At 39.2% G+C, this 21,172-nt stretch carries 14 protein-coding genes; 9 read left to right on the top strand and 5 right to left on the bottom strand.

The features are described 5' to 3' along the window. Positions 1 to 52: 52 nt before the first annotated feature. Complete coding sequence (locus V7150_RS01645; protein WP_335512987.1) at positions 53 to 871, bottom strand: PRD domain-containing protein; 819 nt, start codon at positions 869 to 871, stop codon at positions 53 to 55. 266 nt (positions 872 to 1,137) lie between these two features. Here V7150_RS01645 and V7150_RS01650 point away from each other — a divergent pair, with 266 nt between their 5' ends. From V7150_RS01650 to V7150_RS01675, 6 genes are all read left to right on the top strand, one after another. After that, positions 1,138 to 1,755 (top strand): methyltransferase, encoded by a 618-nt coding sequence (locus tag V7150_RS01650; protein ID WP_335512989.1) that lies wholly within the window; start codon positions 1,138 to 1,140, stop codon positions 1,753 to 1,755. A gap of 20 nt (positions 1,756 to 1,775) precedes the next feature. Next, entirely contained in the window at positions 1,776 to 2,420 is a 645-nt protein-coding gene (locus V7150_RS01655) for a LytTR family DNA-binding domain-containing protein (protein ID WP_335512991.1), read from the top strand. 131 nt (positions 2,421 to 2,551) lie between these two features. Further along, on the top strand, positions 2,552 to 4,066 hold the full coding sequence (locus tag V7150_RS01660; RefSeq protein WP_335512992.1) for an acetyl-CoA hydrolase/transferase family protein: 1,515 nt from the start codon (positions 2,552 to 2,554) through the stop codon (positions 4,064 to 4,066). 225 nt (positions 4,067 to 4,291) lie between these two features. Next, the gene (locus tag V7150_RS01665) at positions 4,292 to 5,314 is read left to right on the top strand and encodes a DUF418 domain-containing protein (RefSeq protein WP_335513042.1); all 1,023 of its coding nucleotides are present in this window, start codon (positions 4,292 to 4,294) and stop codon (positions 5,312 to 5,314) included. A gap of 367 nt (positions 5,315 to 5,681) precedes the next feature. Beyond that, positions 5,682 to 6,362, top strand: coding sequence for a DUF2642 domain-containing protein (locus tag V7150_RS01670; RefSeq protein ID WP_335512994.1), 681 nt, complete (start codon positions 5,682 to 5,684; stop codon positions 6,360 to 6,362). A gap of 290 nt (positions 6,363 to 6,652) precedes the next feature. Then, entirely contained in the window at positions 6,653 to 8,155 is a 1,503-nt protein-coding gene (locus V7150_RS01675) for a PAS domain-containing sensor histidine kinase (protein ID WP_335512996.1), read from the top strand. 69 nt (positions 8,156 to 8,224) lie between these two features. Here V7150_RS01675 and V7150_RS01680 read toward each other — a convergent pair whose 3' ends face one another. Continuing rightward, entirely contained in the window at positions 8,225 to 8,761 is a 537-nt protein-coding gene (locus tag V7150_RS01680; protein WP_335512998.1) for a ribonuclease H-like YkuK family protein, read from the bottom strand. Between the two features lie 632 nt (positions 8,762 to 9,393). On the opposite strand from V7150_RS01680, the gene V7150_RS01685 reads away from it, so the two are divergent. From V7150_RS01685 to V7150_RS01695, 3 genes are all read left to right on the top strand, one after another. After that, positions 9,394 to 9,852: an OsmC family protein gene (locus tag V7150_RS01685; protein WP_335512999.1), complete on the top strand. Its 459-nt coding sequence runs from the start codon at positions 9,394 to 9,396 to the stop codon at positions 9,850 to 9,852. Positions 9,853 to 10,251: 399 nt separating this feature from the next. Then, positions 10,252 to 14,199, top strand: coding sequence for a discoidin domain-containing protein (locus V7150_RS01690; RefSeq protein ID WP_335513001.1), 3,948 nt, complete (start codon positions 10,252 to 10,254; stop codon positions 14,197 to 14,199). A 310-nt stretch (positions 14,200 to 14,509) separates the two neighbouring features. Beyond that, positions 14,510 to 16,891 (top strand): M14 family zinc carboxypeptidase, encoded by a 2,382-nt coding sequence (locus tag V7150_RS01695; protein ID WP_335513003.1) that lies wholly within the window; start codon positions 14,510 to 14,512, stop codon positions 16,889 to 16,891. A gap of 230 nt (positions 16,892 to 17,121) precedes the next feature. On the opposite strand, the gene V7150_RS01700 is transcribed toward V7150_RS01695, so the two are convergent. The 3 genes from V7150_RS01700 to V7150_RS01710 form a co-directional block, all read right to left on the bottom strand. Then, a complete protein-coding gene (locus tag V7150_RS01700; protein WP_335513005.1) occupies positions 17,122 to 19,524 on the bottom strand; it encodes a M14 family metallopeptidase in 2,403 nt (800 codons plus the stop codon). Between the two features lie 411 nt (positions 19,525 to 19,935). Beyond that, positions 19,936 to 20,130: a hypothetical protein gene (locus V7150_RS01705; RefSeq protein ID WP_335513007.1), complete on the bottom strand. Its 195-nt coding sequence runs from the start codon at positions 20,128 to 20,130 to the stop codon at positions 19,936 to 19,938. 93 nt (positions 20,131 to 20,223) lie between these two features. Further along, positions 20,224 to 21,000, bottom strand: a complete 777-nt coding sequence (locus tag V7150_RS01710; RefSeq protein ID WP_335513010.1) for a GNAT family N-acetyltransferase — start codon at positions 20,998 to 21,000, stop codon at positions 20,224 to 20,226. Positions 21,001 to 21,172 lie beyond the last annotated feature (172 nt).

Consider the following 21,172-nt stretch of genomic DNA (forward strand, 5'->3'; position numbering starts at 1 on the left):
CGCAACAACGCCTCTGTCTTCTCCTAACGGCTCGCCAATCGGCGAGTTCTCTTTATCGTTTTCTTAATCTTTCGATGTGAAGAGTTAAGTAGCCTAGTTCATGCTCAGGCAGGTGGATACCGTGATTTACTGAAAGGTCTTTGGAAACCTTTTTTGCACAGTTGTAGGCCAGTGTGAATTTATTGTTGATCATTTTCAGCATCTCATCATCGATGGTATTCGGCTCCCCGTTGCTAATCCTTGAAAGAGCAAAACGGAGATGGGTCATTAAGCGCTGATAAGAAAGATCGTCTTCGTTTATTTCAATATGTAAGTAATCCTTAATCGTCTGAACCATATCACCAATGATCGCTGTTTGCCGAAGCGTTTGCTTCATGTCCCCGCCTTGTAGATTAGCGGTGTGAAGATGAAGGGCGATAAAGGCTGCTTCATCCACAGGCATCTTGATGCTTGTCTTTTTCTCAATATGCCTAAGCGCCCACAGTCCGATATCAAATTCTTTCTTATAAAGAATTTTTATTTCAGGAAGAAGCTTATTCTTTAGATTGATTCCATCACGTACACGTTCAATGGCAAAGGATAAGTGGTCAGTAAGGGCAATGTGAATATGGTCGTTTAATTTGCTTCCAAGGGATTCTTCGGCGTAGGTAATAATTTCTTCTGAGAGGGCAAAATGCTCTTCAGGTATTTGAAGAAGCAGCTGCTGAAATTTTTCATTTTCCTTCATGACAAATAATTTTTCAATTTTACTCGGGTTAATAATATCGTTTTTCTTTTTCTGAAAGGCAATTCCCGCCCCAATGGCAATTTTTTCTTCATTATTATCTGTAACGACAACGGCGTTGTTATTTAATATTTTTTTTATTTTCACATGAAACCACCTCCTTGTTTTTTTCGGACATACAGAGGATTAATGATTAGCGATTTTATGGGAATGATTTCAGTCATACGAAGTCAGTACAAAATCATTCTTTTATCATTTAAACTTTCGACATTATACCACTTTTTCCTTCTTTTATAGAAGCTAATCAAGAAAAAGCTGTCGAAGGCGCGGTTTTAATGTCTTTTTTTAAAAAAATGGTATAATTTAGATTTGGAATTGTAGTTGTTTTAAATATACGCGAATAGGTGTAAACGATGAAAGAACATTATTATGATAAATTATTAAACATAAAAACGAAGGGAGATCAAAATTGGGGAGGGGCCGCCAATAAGTCCTTGCATTATCATCCCTATGAACCGACACCTTATAGTGCACTGGAGGAATTATTTCGTCATTATGAAGTGAAAAGCAGTGATCGGGTAGTTGATTTTGGGTGCGGGAAAGGGCGATTGAATTTTTATATTCACTATTTTTTTCATACAACTGTTGCTGGGGTGGAGATGAATGAGACTCTTTTTCAAGCGGCAATTAGGAATCTTGACAATTACGTGAGAAAAATTAAAAAAGGCCGGGATCAGATTAAGTTTTATTGCTGCCTGGCAGAGAAGTATGAGATTGACGAAAGGGATAATCGCTTCTATTTCTTTAATCCCTTTTCGATTCAGGTGTTTAGGAAGATTGTTAATAATATCTTATTATCAATGGAAACATCGAAACGGGATATTGAACTGGTGTTATATTATCCATCTGAAGAATATATTTATTTTCTCGAAAACCAGACTTCGTTTGAACTAAAAAGGGAAGTCATTTTGCCTCATTTATATGAGCATAATCCAAATGAGAGATTTTTAATTTATCAGCTCCAATTTTAGCGGGAGGGAGGGGTTTTGATATGGAGAGTATTACGGTTGTTTCACTGTTAGATGTAATAAGTGAGTTGTTTTCAGAGGAGATTTCGATTGCGGTTTCGAATACGAAAGAATATATTTATTATCGCCCGAGTAAGCGAATTGATTTAAAAATCATGCCGGGTGACCCTTTGAAGGAAGGAACGATTGCCTATAAGGCGATTCATTCGAAGCAAAAAATCTCTGAATTTATTAATCGTGATTTGTTTGGGGTTCCCTATCATGGGATGGCGGTACCGTTTTTTCACGAAGGAAATTTGGAAGGCTGTGTGACGGCGATCTTCCCAGCCTTAACGAGCGGAAAACTGGTGGTGACTATCAAAACTCAAGATGGCTGGATACCTGTTCCTTTTTCACAAGTGATTTATCTGGAAGCAAAGGATAAAAAGACATATGTCTCGACTAAGGAACATAGTGGTACGCATAAAAACTCGTTGCAGGAATTTGAGTTCCTTTTACCAAAGGATTATTTTATCCGCTGCCACCGCTCGTTTATCGTGAATGTCAATCATATTAAAGAGATTTTCCCTGATTCTCATTCGACCTTTATCCTTTCAATGGATAATGGGGATCGAGTGCCTGTAAGCCAATCTTATTCCAGTTATTTTCGCAAACTTTTAGGATTTTAGAAAAATTCTGTTTAAGACCGTGATAATGCTGTTTTATCTGAATTTTCCGTAATGTATCCCAGAAATCCCTAGTTGATAAACTTTATCGGTTAAAATTATCTTAATATTTCACTTGGGGAGTGGGATGAAAGATGGAAAAAAAATTTGAACGGATTCGGGATCAACGTCTTTGGGATCGTATAGTGACTCCTGAAGAGGCAGCATCATGGATTGAAGATGGAATGACATTGGGGTTAAGCGGATTTACACGTGCCGGCGATGTGAAAGCGGTACCATTTGCTTTGGTGAAACGCGCTGAGACAGAAACCTTTAAAGTAAATGTCTATACGGGAGCTTCTTTAGGCTCCGATGTGGATAAGTTGTTTGCCGAGGCTGGGATTCTTAGAAAAAGACTTCCATTCCAGGCAGATCCGACAATGCGCAGCAAAATCAATAATGGGGAAATGATGTTTGTTGACCAGCACTTATCGCATACAGCTGAATTAGTAAGAGCAGGCGTAATGGAACCTGTAGATTTCGCTATTTTGGAAGCGTTCTCAGTGACGGAAGATGGGATGGTGATTCCGACCACCTCGGTTGGAAATTCTTTATCATTTGCCTTGAATGCCAAATCAATCATTATCGAAATCAATTTAGCACATCAAGTTAATCTTGAGGGGTTACATGATTTATATGATCCTGGGAAGCAAGGGGAGAGGGACCCAATTCCGTTGAAAAAGTCTGATGATCGAATTGGAACGATGGGGATTCCAATTGATATAGAGAAGGTAAGAGGGATTGTGTTTACGAATCAGCTTGACTCACCATCAACGATTGTTCCACCTGATGAAGAGACTGTGATTATGGCGAATCATCTAATTGAATTTTTACGTACGGAAGTGAAGGTTGGCCGGCTGACGGAAAGCCTTGCCCCGCTGCAGTCGGGGATTGGCTCGGTTGCAAATGCGGTTCTCCATGGCATGTTAGATTCAGAGTTTACAGACTTAGAGGTTTATTCTGAAGTATTACAGGATGCAGTTTTTGATTTAATCGATGCCGGTAAGGTTCGTTTCGCATCCTGCTGCTCGATTACCCTTTCCGATGGAAGAATGAAAGAGGTTTATGGGAATTTTGAAAAATACCGTGATCGCTTAATCATGCGGCCGCAGGAGATATCTAATCATCCGGAAATCATCCGCCGATTAGGCTTAATCTCGATAAATACAGCGCTGGAGTTAGATATCTATGGCAATGTCAATTCCACTCATGTTTCAGGGACGAAAATGATGAACGGAATCGGGGGTTCAGGTGATTTTGCCCGCAATGCCCGCCTAGCCATATTCGTGACGAAATCGATTGCCAAAGATGGTAAGATTTCGAGCATTGTCCCGTTTGTTTCACACGTAGATCATACCGAGCATGATGTTGATGTAATTGTTACTGAACAAGGGTATGCCGACTTGCGCGGCTTGGCACCAAGACAGAGAGTTGAATTAATTATCGAACGATGTGTCCACCCAATGTACCGTAAGCAGCTTCGTGAATATTACCAGGAGGCGCTTGAGGGGGGCGGACAAACCCCGCATGTGCTGGAGAAGGCTTTTTCTTGGCACACTAATTATGCTGCTAATGGAACCATGCTGCAGCCGGTTGGGGAAACGGTTTAAATCCCATATCTGATTAAAATATCACAATAATAAACTACAACAAACGCTTTGAACCATCAAATCAAAGCGTTTTTCCTTTTCCAATGATATAATTGTTGTATATTTATGGGAGAAATAGTATTAAGGGTGTCAGGCACCATTTACACTATAAAGGAGAAGGTAATGGTTGGAAGTGAACAGGAAATGGTTGGGAATGAACAGGAAATGGTTAGAAGTAAACAGGTAATGGATGTAGGAAAACGGATTGATTTGCTGGATTATTTACGAGGGTTTGCACTGATTGGGATTATTTTGGTGAATATTATCCCGTTGCTGTCGGTGAAGCTGCCATCACCCCACACCATAGAGGCTTTTTACTGGAGGTTTTTATATTTATTTGTGGAAGGGCGCTTCTATACGATATTTACCTTTTTGTTTGGGGTCGGATTTTATATTTTTATCACACGGGCCAATGCAAAAGGAAGGAATGGATATGTATTATTCCTAAGGCGTATTATCGCTTTATTTATTATGGGCTTGGTCCATGTCCGATTCCATCCAGGCGAGGCGTTAACGGTTTACGCAATTTGCGGGCTAATTATTTTGCCATTTTACAAAGCGAATAGGGTAGTTAATCTTGTGTTTGGAACTGCCATGTTAATCGTTATGGGGATTTTTTCATTCAAACTCTTTATGGTTATTCCTCTGATGTTATTGGGAATTGCAGCAGGTCAATATCATGTGTTTGAGGAGCTATCCAAAAAACGTAATAAGGTAATCCTTTTTACAAGTATCATGTTTGGTTTAAGTATTTTAGGCCTTATTTATCAATATCAATATGCCCCGGGTGTATTTCGTAATGGTGCGGAAATAGACTTCAAGAAGATGCAGCAATTTTTAAGCATTGGGATTTCAATCGGACCGATTATCTCGGCTTTTTATGTTGGGCTCCTTGTGTTACTGTTGCAATCTTCATTTTTTCAAAAAGTGTTATCCCCATTAAAAAGCTACGGACGGATGGCGCTAACAAACTATATTTCGCAAACAGCCCTAATCTATCTGGCTGGTAATATGCTAAATTTATTCAACAATATTACCTTTATACAATCTCTTTACCTATGTTTAACGATTTATATCATCCAGTTTATGTTTAGCACAATCTGGCTGCATTTCTTTCAATACGGTCCATTGGAATGGATATGGAGAATGGTTACCTATTTAGAAATACCGCCACTTAGAAAAAGAACAAAAACTATAAGTTGTGACTAATAAGCTAAAAATAGGGGTGTCAGGCACCAATGGAAATGGACAAATGTCCTTTCAGGGTGCCTGACACCCTTTTTGTCTAGTTCCAGCGCCTAGGGGCTCGGGGCAAGTACCTAGCAAGGAGCTTCTTCTTTTTCGATTTATCTAGATTATTGTGGAATTAACGGGAATCGGGTACAAACCTAGAGCCTGTATCTATAGCGGCACATATAAATAAAGTACACAGTAACAAGAGTGATAAATGGAAGGGCGGGACATGAGCGGAGTAACTATTCAAGGAGGCAGAGCTGTCTCATGATAACATCGTAGATTACTTGCATTGGATAGATGAACGCATAACCAGAGCGAACAGGGAAAAGGAGAATGAACAATGTATGAGTTTAGCGATTTAATGGGGAAAAATATAGAAATTGAGATTTCTGGCGGGTATTTTTACTCTGGAATACTAGTTGATTCTGGATTAGATATTATTGTTTTATATGTGGGGAAAACGGGGTCCTTTCTATATATTCCGTCGGTTCATATTCAGCGGATAAAAGAATCGAAAAAAGAGGAAAACAGTACTTACTATGAACCCCCTTCAGAAAAGCCGCTCGAATCGGAGTCACAGGTGATTTCATTTCGAAGAATATTAACCAATGCTAAGGGGAGATTTGTTGAAGTGTATGTAACAGGGAATAAGGCGATTCACGGCTATTTAACGAGTATTATGAATGACTATTTTGTCTTTTACTCCCCGGTATATAAAACAGTGTTTATTTCGATGAACCATGTTAAATGGCTGATCCCATATCCTGAAAATGCAACGCCGTATTCCTTAGATAGTAAATTTCTTCCTGTAAATCCAGCAAAGATTCCATTAGCTAGAAGCTTCGACGAGCAATGTAAAAAGTTAGAGAATCAGCTGGTCGTCATCGATGGTGGTGACAGCAGTGAAAAAATAGGATTACTGAAAAAAGCTGTTAATAAAAGGTTGACATTAATCACGGCAGAAAGGGAAACTGTGTATCGAAATTTAGAGCATGTCAAGACCATCTATTTGGGGAATTAATCTTGAAAAAAGGTGATTTGTATGATTAGAAAATAGCAGCAAAAAAATAATCCACAATTAATGGCTGACAAAGAATGGATAATTATTTCGATATATTGAAAAAAGAAGTAGAAGAAGCATTGTAGAAAAAGAGATTATACGAAGCATAACAAAACAAAAAGCTTGGTCCTTACATATGGACCAAGCTTTTGTACGGCAAAAGAACATCCACACACAGAAAAAAGTGTCCTATTGTGGTACCAGACACCATTCTAAAAATACTTCTTTCCTTTACTGAAAAATTCTGTAAAATGGAAATTGATAGTATTATTGATGTGTTTGGAGAGATCTCTATGGCGAAGTGTTTCCCGATTTTTGGAAAAGAAAATGAAACGGTTGTCTATAATCCTGATGAATTAATTGATCTTTTTCTTAACTGTACTGCTGATGGAATCTGTATTGTCGATATGGAGAATCGGTTTATTCGGATAAATCAAATGTATACCAGAATATTTGGCTATACAGAAGAAGATGTTTTGGGAAGAAGATTCGACGAATTTCCAATGTCTGAATTGGTGATAGAGATTGTAAATGCAGTAAAACAAGGCAAAACCTTTCATAATATTAATATGCAGCGCTGCCATAAGGATGGCACCATTCTTGATATAGCTGTTTCTTATTCTCCTTTCCGAAATTCGCAGGGAGAAATAATTGCCATCTTCGCCCTTTATCGTGATATTACAGAGCGAGTAAATATGGAAAGAGAATTGAAAAGAACGCGTGAATTGTATCGATTAATTACGGAAAATACAGCAGATATGATAAAGCTTTATTCATATGATAAGAAGATTATCTATGCTTCTCCCTCACATGAAAAAGGGATTGGGTATACGCCGGAACAATTATTCGACAAAACAGTATATGATCTTATTTTACCTGAGGATAAGGAACATTTCGATAGCGCTTATCAAAACCTAATCGAAACGGGTGAGCCTCAGCTGTTTCAGACAAAAATTAGAACTGAGAGCAATGAAGTAATTGTTTCCGAGACAACTATGTCTCCTATTTATAATGAAAAAAATGAGCTTGAATCCTTTGTGACGGTTGGCAGAAATATTACTGATAGGGTAAAAAATGATGATGCGCTGCGTAATTTAGACCGTCTTTCAATTATCGGGCAATTAGCTGCTGGGGTTGCGCATGAAATACGAAACCCTTTGACTTCATTAAAAGGGTTTTCCAAACTTTTGAAAGGTACAACTGATAAAGAAAAGCAAGAAGATTATTTATTGATTATCACGAATGAACTAGACCGGATTGATATAATTGTCAATGAATTTATGTCGCTCGCTAAACCTCAAGCCATTCAATTTGAGGTGGAAAGTCTAAATTCAATCTTGGAAAGCACGGTTAAAATTCTTCATCCACAAGCATTACTACATAATGTGCAAATTATAAACCACTACCATACAGATGAGATCGATTTACTTTGCAGCCCGCACCAATTGAAACAAGTCTTTGTAAATGTTTTAAAAAATGCTATTGAATCTATGCAGCACGGCGGTATCGTCCATATTGATGTCCAAAAAATAGAGGGGAAAAGAGTATTAATTAGTTTTTCCGATGAAGGAATTGGAATCGACACGGAGCTCATGGACTTTTTGGGAACACCATTTTACACCACCAAGGACAAAGGAATTGGACTTGGTCTAACGGTCAGCAACAAAATCATTCAAGAACATAACGGCACAATGAAAATTGAAAGCCAACTCGGCAAGGGCACCACCGTAAAGGTAGAATTGAAATATATATAACATGGATATCGTAATAAGGGTGTCAGGCACCATTCGAGGTCATTTGTCCTTTTGTGGTGCCTGACACCCTTATTTGGTGTAACGGTTCGCATAGCTGGAGGCGACGAAGGCATTCGGTTTGATTTTCGGCTCTACTCCCATGGATTCGATTCTTGTTACCATTTCTTTTACAAATTCACTTGTTTTGTTACGCTTGCCAGCCCCGATATCGATATGACCTTCCATCGTGAAGGTTGCCCCTTGATAAAGATGTGGAAGGATAATATTGATTAACTCATTTTTTCTTTCCTCGGTGAACATGGAAACAATCTCTTCTGTTAATGAAAGTTCAAGTGAGATCCGCTCATGTAAATGGGTCATTTTTCTGGGAACATTCACTTTTCTAATGCAAGCCCATACACCTTTTCCTTCATTTTGAATCACAATTCCAGTGATAAACGTGGTCTGGGATTTATGAACCTGTGAATCTGTTCCTACCATAAGGCGGTAATGTCCTTTTGGATTACCTTTCATAAAGGTAACAATCCGTTCAAAGACCTGTTCGAACGACAGTCCATTCTCTTGAAGATTTTGAAATGAATGGTGATAAGCCGGGGAATTCCTCATAGATAAGCACCACAACTTTCCCTTTGGGATAGAAAATAACATTTTCGCTCTTACGATATTTTATGGAAACGGGATAATTGGCGTGCAGCAGCTAAAAATTCGTTTTTGGGTTTAGTACTTTTAGAGGTTCAATCTAGTTGAACCGGAGGGTGTTCTTTGTCTTATTAAAATCTAGGTAGGGGTAAAAGTATATTGATAAGGAAGTCCGATGTATGAGAATTTTAGAAAAACTTAATCCACATTTAACAACCGACGATTTGTGGGAATTGGATTTCTTGTTAGAGATATTAAAGGATTGTCCAGATGTGCCTGCGGAGTGGACATAAGTTTTACCGGTTAGCTCTATTCCAATTGGCCCTTTACTTAAGAACATACTATAGTGGCCACATTATGGTTATGTTCGGTAGAGGATTTTTGCTTAATCGCCCGGGAGTTGAGAATCCCAATCCCTTTCTGTTTACTGGCATGACATCCGTAAAGGCAAAAGCACTTGTTAAAACAATCTTTCTTATTTTGCTCAATATTTCACAATATATCCATAGACTATTAAAATGAAAGCGCTTATATTTATAGTGTAGATAGAAAATATATTAGGAAGTAACATTACACCACCATAGGAGGGTGAATGAACTATGCCAATGACAACCTTTAAAGCTGCTGCCCATTTACAGAAGGGTGTTCAAGTTAAAGCTAAATCTCGTAATTTCGAGATAACCATTGATGAGCCAAAGGAATTAGGCGGAACGGATACTGGTATGAATCCTGTAGAGTTGACTTTAGCAGCATTAGGTGCTTGCCAAGCGATCGTAGCTCGTGTGTATGCTAGAAAGTTCAAAATAGAATTTGATGATCTATGGATTGATGTGGAAGGGGATCTTGACACAGATGGCTTTATGAATAAATCTGATGTTCGTCGCGGTTATTCTGATATTCGTTTTAACTTTCATATTGCAACGGATGCACCTAGAGAAAAAGTTGAAGAGTTTGTAGCGTTTATTGAAAAGACATGTCCGGTTGGAGATACCATCGCGAACCCAGTGAACCTAAAATTAAATGAGATTATTTTAGAACCAAGAAAGGCCTATGTGTAAAAATAAAAAACTAATTTCCGATTTTTGGGGTCAGTTCCCCCGCTACTTTACCACAACGGGGAACTGACCCCTTTTATCCCTTCTTGTGCCTGTCGCCGATAGTCAGGCGCCTTACGCTTTTCTTAACAAATCATTGTTTGCGTTAGACTAGAAAAAGGTTAATTATATAACAAAATACAAAAAAGAGATAAATTTCATAAAAGGCATTGTGTAGGTGTTAAAACATGGTATCATGGAGATAAAGTAAAATAATAGATCTCATGTAACTGATACGATCAGGCATGGAGATAATAATGGAGGATTTACACCCTTTATTATTTCTCCATGCCTTTTTTGTATAAATTTTTTTATTTAATGGGTTGGGTTTCTGGGTACAAATTTATTAAAGGAGGATAAGAAATGAGAAAAAGAATTGTATCAGTATTTTGTGTCTTTGCTCTGTTGATTAGTATGGTGATAACGGGTATTCCACCTACTAAGGTTCATGCTGCCAATAATCAAAATCTAGCGCTAAATAAGCCAACATTTGACTCAGACCATGAAGTAGACTATGTGTCTTCTAAATATGCTGTGGATGGTAATCTTAATACGAAGTGGTCGTCTGCACCCGGATGGATGAACCCAAATGCAGACAGTTCCTGGTGGTATGTGGACCTGGGGGCGGTATCCGAATTAGATCAGGTTGTCATTCACTGGGGAGATGCACCAGCTGCCAAGTGGAAACTATTGATTTCGAATGATGGGAAGACATGGGAGAATGCCTTTAAGGACAATAGAGTTCTTGAAAGTAAGGATTATAGTGATAAAGAAGAAGTTATTAAACTTGATAAATCTCAAGCAAGGTTTGTTAAGTTTCAAGGTATTGAAAGAACACCGGTTAGAGGGCAGCTTTTCGGCTATGCTTTTTATGAATTCGAAGTCTATGGTTATAGTAAAATAAATGAAATTGTAAACAGCATTACCTCTATACCCGATTTAACTGCCGATTCCAATAAAATAACTATGCCGGAGGTGCCGGAAGGTTATAAAATTAGTTTATTTGGCAGCGATAAGCTACCTGTCATTGATCTTGGCGGCGAAATCCATAAACCGCTTGTGGATACGCCAGTCAATCTATTATTTAAAGTGGAAGATAAAGAGAATCCTTCAATTTGTGGCATTACGAAAAATATAGCTGTAAATGTACCAGGTCAATATAAAGCAAATGAAAGTGCTAATCCGGAACCTAAAGTGATACCATCTTTAAGGGAATGGTTTGGGCATGAAGGAGAGTTTAAATTAACCGATTCCTCTAGAATTGTCGTGAATACTTCCTATAAAAATGAGCTACAAACGGCAGCAGAAGAAACAGCAAAGGATTTAAAAGAAGTGAATGGCTTTCAGCTAAATGTTGTTTATGGAACTCCTGTTAAGGGGGATCTTTATCTAACATTGGAGAAAGACCTTAGCTATTTAACAAGTGGAGGATATATCTTCGATGTAAACGATTACATAACGATAACATCTGCTCAAGTGGATGGAGTATTCTATGGGACCCGGACAGCATTGCAAATTTTAAAGCAGAATCAAACAACCATTCCAAAAGGAATCAGTAGAGATTATCCCGCAAATGAAGAGAGAGGGTTCATGCTGGATGTTGCTAGAAAGTTTTACACGACCGAATTTTTACGTGATTATGTAAAACTATTATCTTGGTATAAAATGTCCAATTTCCAGATTCACTTGAATGATGATGTGTGGAGTCCATTTGCGGATGGTACGACGTATGCTTTTAGACTTGAAAGTGAGCGCTTTCCTGGGCTCGCGAGTCCGGAGCATTATTCAAAAGAAGAATTTCGCAGCCTCCAACAATTAGGAATGAACTATGGGGTAAATGTTATTCCAGAGTTTGATACACCCGGACATTCTGGGGCTTTCATTAATTATGACAAAGAGCTGGCAAATGGACATGGAGGAATGGATGTTACAAAACCAAAGACCATCCAATTCGTCGAGGGTTTATTCAGTGAATACATCGATGGCCCGAACCCTACCTTTATCGGTCCCGACGTTCATATAGGAACGGATGAATATCACACGCCGACACAGAAGGACGTGGAAGATTTCAGGGCGTATATGGACCATCTGATAAAATTTATTAACGCAAAAGGGAAACATCCACTAATATGGGGCGGGCTCACTGAATATAAGGGAACCACCCCTGTTGATACAAACACTACGATGAATGTTTGGAGTACTGGTTTTTCTAAACCGGAGGAAATGCTAGACCAGGGATATAATATTATTAACACTGATGACGCGAATCTTTATATTGTTCCTAAAGCAGGTTATTACCATGATTACCTTGATGTAAAGAATTTATATGAAAATTGGGAAGCGAATAAGTTTCATGATTCCACATTACCATATGGGCACCCGCAGTTAAAGGGAGCGATGTTTGCTCTTTGGAATGATGTTTCTTATCCAAAGGGCATTACCATGGCTGATTCTCACGATCGGATTTTACCATCGGTACAAGTCCTGGCAGAGAAAATGTGGAACGGGGGCGACACAAAACAGGATTTTACGAAATTTAGCGGTTTGGCTTCCGTGATTGGTGAGGCACCAAATACGAGCTTATCCCACCATATAAATACGAATAATAAAGATGGAAACATCATTCAATATGCGTTTGATGATAATCTTCAGGATACGTCAGGAAACAATTATCACGGTAGTCCAAAGAATACCGAATTCACGGAAGGAAAAATGAATAAAGGATTAAAGCTTAAAGGCGGAAGTAGTTATGTTGAAACCGGTTTAAAAAACCAGGGTTTCGGCTGGACAACCTCCTTCTGGATCAAACCTGACCAAGACAACCCTGAAAATGCCATCTTATTAGATTCGAAGAATAGTCAACTAAAGATCTCAAAGAATAAGATTGTTCTCTCAAGTGAAAATTACAGCCAAGAATTTAATTATAAACTTCCTTATGATCAGTGGACAAATATATTATTAAAGGGTGACAACACAAAAACCACCTTATATATTAACGGGAATGAATATACGGAACAGAAGCAAACTACCTTTGTTTTACCACTTGAAAAAATAGGAAGTTTATCTAACGCATTTAAAGGGAGTATTGATAATTTACGTATCAACAACCGTACCATCAACATTTTAGGAGATGTCAATTACGCCTTAAATAAACAAGCATATGCGAGAGATTCAGAGGTGGATTGGGTTGGACCGGAATTTGCAGTTGATGGAAAAAGCGGTACCAAGTGGGCTTCAGATTATCAAAAGCCAGACGCGGATTCTGCTTGGTGGTCTGTTGATTTAGGGGAAGAAAAGGAGATTAGCAAAGTCTCTATCCAATGGGAAACGGCCTATGCAGAAACGTATAAGGTCCTAGTTTCAAATGATAATAAAAATTGGGTGAATGTTCTTCCGAATGATGGGGTGTTTCACGGGAAAGAGGGGCTTCAAGAATCTACTTTTGACCCGACTAAAGCACGATATGTAAAGTTTCAAGGAATCAAAAGAGCAACGGGCTGGGGCTACTGTTTCTTTGAGTTTGAAGTGTACGGGAAAACAAATGATTATAGTAAGTATAAAGCATTAGTGGAAGATGGTTTACAACTATATCATCTTGACAGAGGAGACGATGCTATTAGGGCGGAGGTCATGACATTATTAACGATGTATCCTTATGAATTAGATTCGAATGTTCCTGCCTTAATGAATAAGTTAGAGCAGCTCCGTCAATCAATTCCTGTGCAGGATGAAAAAAACAAGAAGAATCTTCAAGAAACAATTGAATTGGCTGAAAGTATTTATAAGGGTGGAGTTATTGGGAATAAATCAGGACAATTTAATGAAGCTGATAAAGCTGTGTTCGCTTCCAGCATTGGAGAAGCAAAGAAGATTTATGCTCAATTACCATTAACAAATGAAGCAGTTCAAAAGGCAATATCTTCATTAAACATGGCCATCTCTGAATTTAAATCAAAAATAATCGCCGATAAACAAGAGAAACTACAAGTTTTAAAATCAGATAAATTTGGAAAATATTTAGCGGACATGAGTGGAATCACGCTTTATTATTCTAGCAAAGATACTCCAGATTTTAGTCAGTGTATTGACGAATGTATTGCAGAATGGCAGCCGTTCTATCAAGAAACGATCAAGACTACAGACGGGTTCAAAGCAAAAGATTTTGGAACAATCACAAGGAAAGATGGCCAAAAACAAACAACCTATAAAGGATACCCTTTGTATTACTACCAAAAAGATTACGTTCCAGGAGATACTAAAGGCCATGGTCTAAATAACACTTGGTTTGTGGTGAATAAGGATCTGCCATGATTACCTAAATCATTGTGAGTTTAAATTGAAAAGGGAGAAGTGTTGACCACTAAGCAGCACAGTTTTTGGAGTAGATAATCCAAAAAGACATCAAATCCATATTTCATATCACAACATGTTAAAGGACAAGGATAATCTCCAAGTCCTTTTTCGTGTTAATTACATCGTTTGTTTTTTCTAATCATAACTAATGATAGTTATTAATGTATAGGATAAAAGTCCGATGGAATTTTATATGTTTTCTATTAAAATGGAATTAGTTTGTGAATATTCATACTATTAATAATTATTAGAAAATGGAGGTTTGTGAATGAAGAAAAAGAGAGTGGTTGCCGGTATTTTAGCAGTAGGATTAATTACTGCAGTTCCTTGGACAGCAGGATTTGCAGAGGGTCCAAAATGGACAAACGTCAATGTATACGAAGAGCAGGATGGTAGTAAGTTTAATAGTGAAAACTATGACTTTGTAAAATTCTCAAAAATCGGAGCAAAATTATTAGAGATTGAGAAGCAATCAAACCGGGTCAAAGTTGAAGTTCGCGGTACGTCAGCGGATGGGCATCCTCTATATGTCGTGACGATTGCTGACCCCACAACGCAAGGAAAGTTTGGAAAAATCCAGGCTTTAAGAAAGCAAATGTTTAAAAACCCGGGAAAAGCTCAAGATTGGATTGCAGGTAATCCGGATTTTAAAGTTCCAATCATGATCAATGGTTCTATCCATGGCACGGAATTCGCCGGGACCGACGCTCTCCTCCAGTTAATTGAACGTTTTGCAACAGAAAATGACCAAGAGACGAAAAATATCCTCGCCAACAACATCCTTATATTCAACGTCGTGCAAAACCCGGACGGACGTGTCGATGCCACTCGTTTTAATGGCGAAGGAATTGACTTGAACCGTGATTTTATTACACAATCCCAGCCAGAAACAAGAGAAACTGTTGACCTAATTAAAGAATGGAACCCAATGGTATTTCTTGATACGCATGGATACGTGAAAAACTACGCGCCAAACCTACAGGGATTAATTGAACCATGTACACCGCCGCATAATCCAAACTACGAGTATGATTTATATAACAAGTGGGCTTATAAACAGGCTGAAGCGATGGAAGCTCAGATAATGAGCCAAAAGGATAAATTTTCATCAAATAGTTTATATCAAAATATGAAAGGCGTTTACGTTCCACAGCGTAATGATCAGGACGGATGGGATGATTATCCGCCAATCTTCACTCCAATGTATGCGATGTACCATGGCGCATATGGACATACTTTAGAAACACCAACGAATGATTGGGACGGAGTCCGCTGGATGTATAACGCCATTATCGGTGCACTTAATTTTGCGACAGAGAACAAGCAGGCTATGATTACTGACCAAATTGAAATGTTTAAACGTGGGATTAATTTTGATCATCCGTTCCACAAGGATGGATTCTTCCCTAAAGCCTATATCCTTCCAGTCGATGAAAAAGACCCTACTGTAACGCATAAAGCTGTCAATCATTTAATTAATAATGACATTGAAGTGGTTCAAGCACCGAAAGCATTTGTCGTGGATGGAAAATCATATCCTAAAGGAACGTTTATCGTTAAGATGGATCAGGCCAAGGCAGGTTTAGCCAACACCATGCTTTGGGACGGAGAAGACATCTCAAACGATACTGCTGCGATGTATGATATTTCAGCATGGAGTTTACCGGAGCTTTGGGGCTTTAAAGCAGTGGCTTCAGAAAGTTCTATTGATGTGACAACAACAAAAGTAAACAAAATTGCTGAGCAAGGATCGGTTTCCGGCAAAGGTCCATACTTAATTTCGAATAGCTCTGTCAAATCTATCGAGCTAGTAAATACGCTGCTTAAACAAAGTGTCGTAGTAAAACGTGATGCAAAGGGCAACTATTACACAGAAGCAGCAGGCAATACTATATCAGGTGCTGTGAAAGCATCTGGATTGCAGGTTGAAAGCATCTCTAAAGTACCGGCTGATGCAACGGTATTATCAAGTTTAAAAGTAGCTATTTTAAAGGACGGCGGAATGGGGAAAGTCCAGTCCCACAGCGGGACAAAGTTAGCCCTGAAACGACTTGGCTTCGACGTGACCGAAGTGTCACCGGTTGAAGTAGCAGAAAACGGAGTTAACGGTTTTGAAGTCTTTGTTTATAGCGGTACAGCTAGCTTGATATCCTCAAACTTAAGCGAGGCAAACAAGGAATTTGGTTTACGAGACAAGGCACAAGAAGCTAAGTTGAAAGCGAACATTACGAACTTTGTTGGCAACGGCGGCAAATATATTGCAGTAGGATCAAGTGCGTCACAGGCCACGAAAACCCTCGGACTAACGGATGACACCATTAATGTTGGAGGATCTAATAGTAACGGAATTGTGAAGGTTAACTATGAAGGCACTGGTTTAACTGCCGGTTATGGCCGGGAGGATCTTGGGTTTGTCTATCGTCCAGCATGGTATACCAATACTGGAAACGATAAAGTAGTCGCAACCTATGAAAACAGTAACGATTTCTTCGTGGCTGGCCATTGGAAAAATAACGCTTCTGCCAAAGGTCAGGCTGTTATGGTTAAAGAGCAGGATAAAGACGTAACCTTGATTGGTTTAGAGGCGGGCTTCCGTGACCATACGGACTACCTGTTCCGATTGCTATCCAATGCGATTTTTGAAAAATAATAGACTGGCCTTGTACCTGAAGTTTATCAGCAAATCGTTTTGTCAGCCTATTAAAATTCTGAAAAGAATAATGATAGAAAGAGCCTGATTCAGCGATGAATCAGGCTTTTTTGGTGTAACGATTAGTTTGTTTTTAAAAAGTGTTAACAGAGGCATAGTAGAAAAGCTATCAAACTCAAAGTCTCTAATGAAAAAGAGTTGACCTTGTAAGGCCAACTCCTTTATACCGGTTATTTAATTGTAATGGTTACAGAGTTAAAGTTATTCCCATTGCTTAATGGATTGTAATTTTTCTCAATGTTTCCGGCGGCGTCCACAGCGAAATAATTAATGGTTGTTGTTTTATCGATTTTTAACGTTTCTGCAAATTCGCGGGTCCCGCTTAATTTGATTTTAGCTGATTGGAAGGTAGGGCGGCTGCCGTCGAGTGTATAATAGACGGTGGCTGGCTCACTTGTTTCAATCTTAACATCAACAGGGCCTGTGTATTTACCGTTTCCAGGCGTTGCTTTTGATGAAGGTCTCTGATGGTCTTTCGCATTATTATAGGCTACTTTAATCAAACTGATCAAACCATTGGAAAATTCCATTGCTTCTTCGTGACCTTCTGCAAATGATGGCTGGAAGCCAACTGCCTGCCATCTTTTCGTATCCTTATTCCATAAATCAGCTCCTACTTCGAAGTTCCAAGCGTAAATCCCTTTTTCATACCAAAGATAGTCTGCGGAGTTGCCTGCAGCGGAGTACAGTACATCAGGAATTGGGCCAGTACGGCTTGGGAGAATAACCGTTCCGCGGTGATCCTGAATGTCATTTAAGATAACATCTGATGCTGCCCAATAGAAGGCTTCTTCCCCAGCAGATGGACGTGGCAGGGTTGTACGTTTTGCATCGTAAGCACCTGGTGACCACATGAAGTAGCCTCCATAGCTATGAATATTCATAGCAAATTTGATGTTCGGATTTTGATCAGCAAGCCAGACAAGGTTTCTTGCTTCTGGTTCAGAGTTTTCAGATGGACCGGCGTAAGTTTCGCTTCGGCAATTTGTTATCGATGCGCCGATATAGCCATCAAATGCGGAACCGACAGAGTGGTTACGATTAAGGTCAACTCCCCAAGAATTACGGTATCCTGGATCAGCTTCGGCAGGACTGCAGTGGTTTGTCATATTTTTGCGCTGCATATTGTAATCATAAAAGCTGTAATTGGCACCATCAGGGTTTACAGATGGAACTAGGAAGATATCCAGGTTATCAACAAGTTTTCTCGTCTCACTATCATGGTTGTAGTTTCGCAGCAGTCGTTCCGCCGTTTCAATGGTCACGAGAGGTGTCACCCATTCACGGGCATGCTCTTGAGCGTAACCAAGGACACCCGGCTTGGAACCGTCACGATGCTTTCCGATTCGGATTGCCTTAACCGTGAACGGATCACGGGAAACATCCGCAGGTGCGTTTAGGTTGTCCGTTAATTTCGCGGTCGCTGGTGCAACAACACCAGCTCCAGCATTGCCGCGATATGTAGTCGCGGAAACAAGTTGGCCAGCCTTTGCATTTAGTTCGCTGACCACTTGTGCGGCAGTACTTGTGGCTTTGCCTAACGAATCAGTAGCTAAATCTACTAAAATCTTTTTACCATCCACAGTTACTTTTAGTGGTGCATTATTGGTTCCAGGATTTTTGAATTCTACCGATATATCATTACCGCCCTGATACCCCCATGCTTTTGAGGAAACAACGACAGCGAGATTGGTCGTGCCGCCAATGGTTGCCTGGGCAAGACGTCTGTATCCGTTTGTTTTGTTTGGCATGTCAATGATTTCTACTAAGTTAGGGAATTCTTTTGCTAGCTTTTGGACACGTTCATATAATTCATTTGGTGCCATATAGTGGTCAACAAAATCCGTGACATAATCTGTTTTTGGATGTTTCGGTTCCTGCCCCAGCCATTCAGTAACGGAGCTAGTAGCTGTTCCGCCAAGATTACTTTCGATTTTGACAGATGAAGGAATGGCGCTAACTGGCAGAAGCAAATAGTGATATAAATATTCACCGTAATCTACTAATCTAGAAAGTGTGGCGGATTTTTCCTCGCCGTTCTCAGTCCAAGTTGCTTTAAGGGCTGTGCTTGCTGTTGCTCCGGCGCTCGATTTCACTTCGAGATAAAGGAATGTGGCGGATTGATTGGTAAAATGATTTGCTCGGAGAACTTTAAGAGTATCCTCTGACGCAGTCAGACTCGCTTGGAGCTGAACAGCAGATTGCCGCTCTGTCACTCGTGCATTCCATTGGTTTTCTGTGATCAGAGTATCCTTTACATAGATGCCAAAAGTCTTTAACATGGCAATTTCTGATGGTGTGACAACGGCATCCACTTCATAGACACCATCATGTTCTTCGATTCGGTGGGTAAGGTCAATGTCAAGCTCGAGAAGCTTGTCCTTTGCCTTATCATCCGGTACTACTAGTTGAACAATTGAGACAGATTCTTCCTTAGGAATCGGCTGGTCAGACTGTTCGACCGCTGTAACCGGAATACTAAGGCCTGGGTAAAATGTGGAGATCCCTAGTCCGGTTACTGTAGTCATAACCAATAGATTCCTTTTCCATTTCTGTTTTTTCGTTTTTGCCAAAAACTGCACCCCCAAATTACAACAAATTTTAATACAAGTTTATTGTAAATTGAATATTCATAATATTGTGTCGTAAAATCAGGGGCAGATTAAATTTTGCTCTACAAAAATTTTATTGGGAAAATATAATACTTTATTTTTGTATATTAAAGCATAGATTGTTTCACCTATTTAAAAAGTCCTGTTCCACTCTATTACTCTATTAAGTTTTGAAGTTTAAAACTACTAGATTTTATTCCATAATACTTTCCAAAAATAGTAAATAGGTAATTGGCTGTTTTTTTTGTTTAATTTTGTTGCTTTCTGTGTAGTTTTGTAAAAGGAAAGTTGTTATATATTACTTGCGGGATTCTAGCATTCTATTGTGACAAAAACCATTAAATGCCTATCAACCTTTGTTCCAGTTCAACATTAAATAAAGAAACGAACTTTTTTATGAATAGGATGATGGAGAATGGCAAAAAGGAACCGAGGAAAAACAATCAGCAGCCTGCCTTCAAATGGGCGGGGGACATGCCCGCTTTGTGAAGAACAGGAATAAAGCTCTTGTACCCACATAAAACAGAAACAAACCAAACCATCAAAGTCTGCAAAAACTGCCGCCATAAATGACTTAATCTGTCCGTTACAACCTGTGTCAGCCTGTGGCGGACACAGGTCTTTTAGTGGTGCCTGACACCAGTATCATTGATAAAATTTTCATGAGTTTTCAGGTGACATGCAGGGTGTAGAGCGAGCGAGACAGACGAATCCATGTTTTTGGAGAATGGGCTCGCTCATAGAGCTGGCATCGACCATTAGCAATTGATAGCCTGCTGCTGCAGCATCACGGGCACGGATTCCAAGCAGCGAGCTATAAAAACCTTTTTTCCGGAACTCCAATAAGGTTGAACCTCCCCATAAGCTTGCGAAAGGTGTGCCTTTATGCAAGTACATCCATGCTGCGCTGACGGCTTTCCCATTCACATAGGCCGCATATATAGATAAGTGGACCGCATCATTTTGCAAATCCTTTAAAAGTCGCTCGCCCAGTTCTTGGTGACTTGATCCCCACACTTCATCCTCAAGACTCATGATATCCCATATTCCCTGTTCATTTGTGATTTGCTTTATTTCTGGCTGAGCAGGAATGTGAAGCAAATGCTCACTCTCAGTTAAATCAATTACCATCAGAGCTTCTTGGTCTTCGATGGAAAAGCCTCGAGATCGCAATTTTTCCACTATGTCATTCGGCTGGTCGTAATCGAAAACCTTCCATTCAAATGATTGTTTTAATTGAGCAAAATAAGCTATCTGTTCATCAATTACAGTATCAGCGTTTGTCTCATTTATTTCCGAATAGATTACAAATCCGGGTTCGTTTGTAGACGAAAACTGCCGTATAACTGTATTGGTTCTTTCTCTAAGATAGTTTGGGTAGGTTATTTCAATTCGCAAATGCTTATTAAAAAGCTCAAGTATCTTTTCTTTATTCATTTTCAGCCTCCTAAACGGTAATTGAATTCTTAAGCTTCCTGAAAAGGGCTTTACTAATAATCATGATAGTCTAATTCCTTAGAAAAATGTGGAAAAGTTTTGCTGGAAAAGGGGATTTTTTTCAAGAGTATTTATGGTGAAAGATTAATAAAACGTTTGATTGAAGAAATTT

Source organism: Neobacillus drentensis, from assembly GCF_036965245.1.
Classification (GTDB): Bacteria; Bacillota; Bacilli; order Bacillales; family Cytobacillaceae; genus Neobacillus; species Neobacillus drentensis_G.

Excerpts from the sequence above, each read along its gene's own strand:
- V7150_RS01650 (WP_335512989.1), top strand. The coding sequence starts at position 1,138 with ATGAAAGAACATTATTATGATAAATTATTAAACATAAAAACGAAGGGA.
- V7150_RS01655 (WP_335512991.1), top strand. The coding sequence starts at position 1,776 with ATGGAGAGTATTACGGTTGTTTCACTGTTAGATGTAATAAGTGAGTTG.
- V7150_RS01660 (WP_335512992.1), top strand. The coding sequence starts at position 2,552 with ATGGAAAAAAAATTTGAACGGATTCGGGATCAACGTCTTTGGGATCGT.
- V7150_RS01665 (WP_335513042.1), top strand. The coding sequence starts at position 4,292 with ATGGATGTAGGAAAACGGATTGATTTGCTGGATTATTTACGAGGGTTT.
- V7150_RS01670 (WP_335512994.1), top strand. The coding sequence starts at position 5,682 with ATGTATGAGTTTAGCGATTTAATGGGGAAAAATATAGAAATTGAGATT.
- V7150_RS01675 (WP_335512996.1), top strand. The coding sequence starts at position 6,653 with ATGGAAATTGATAGTATTATTGATGTGTTTGGAGAGATCTCTATGGCG.
- V7150_RS01680 (WP_335512998.1), bottom strand. The coding sequence starts at position 8,761 with ATGAGGAATTCCCCGGCTTATCACCATTCATTTCAAAATCTTCAAGAG.
- V7150_RS01685 (WP_335512999.1), top strand. The coding sequence starts at position 9,394 with ATGCCAATGACAACCTTTAAAGCTGCTGCCCATTTACAGAAGGGTGTT.
- V7150_RS01690 (WP_335513001.1), top strand. The coding sequence starts at position 10,252 with ATGAGAAAAAGAATTGTATCAGTATTTTGTGTCTTTGCTCTGTTGATT.
- V7150_RS01695 (WP_335513003.1), top strand. The coding sequence starts at position 14,510 with ATGAAGAAAAAGAGAGTGGTTGCCGGTATTTTAGCAGTAGGATTAATT.
- V7150_RS01705 (WP_335513007.1), bottom strand. The coding sequence starts at position 20,130 with ATGGCGGCAGTTTTTGCAGACTTTGATGGTTTGGTTTGTTTCTGTTTT.
- V7150_RS01710 (WP_335513010.1), bottom strand. The coding sequence starts at position 21,000 with ATGAATAAAGAAAAGATACTTGAGCTTTTTAATAAGCATTTGCGAATT.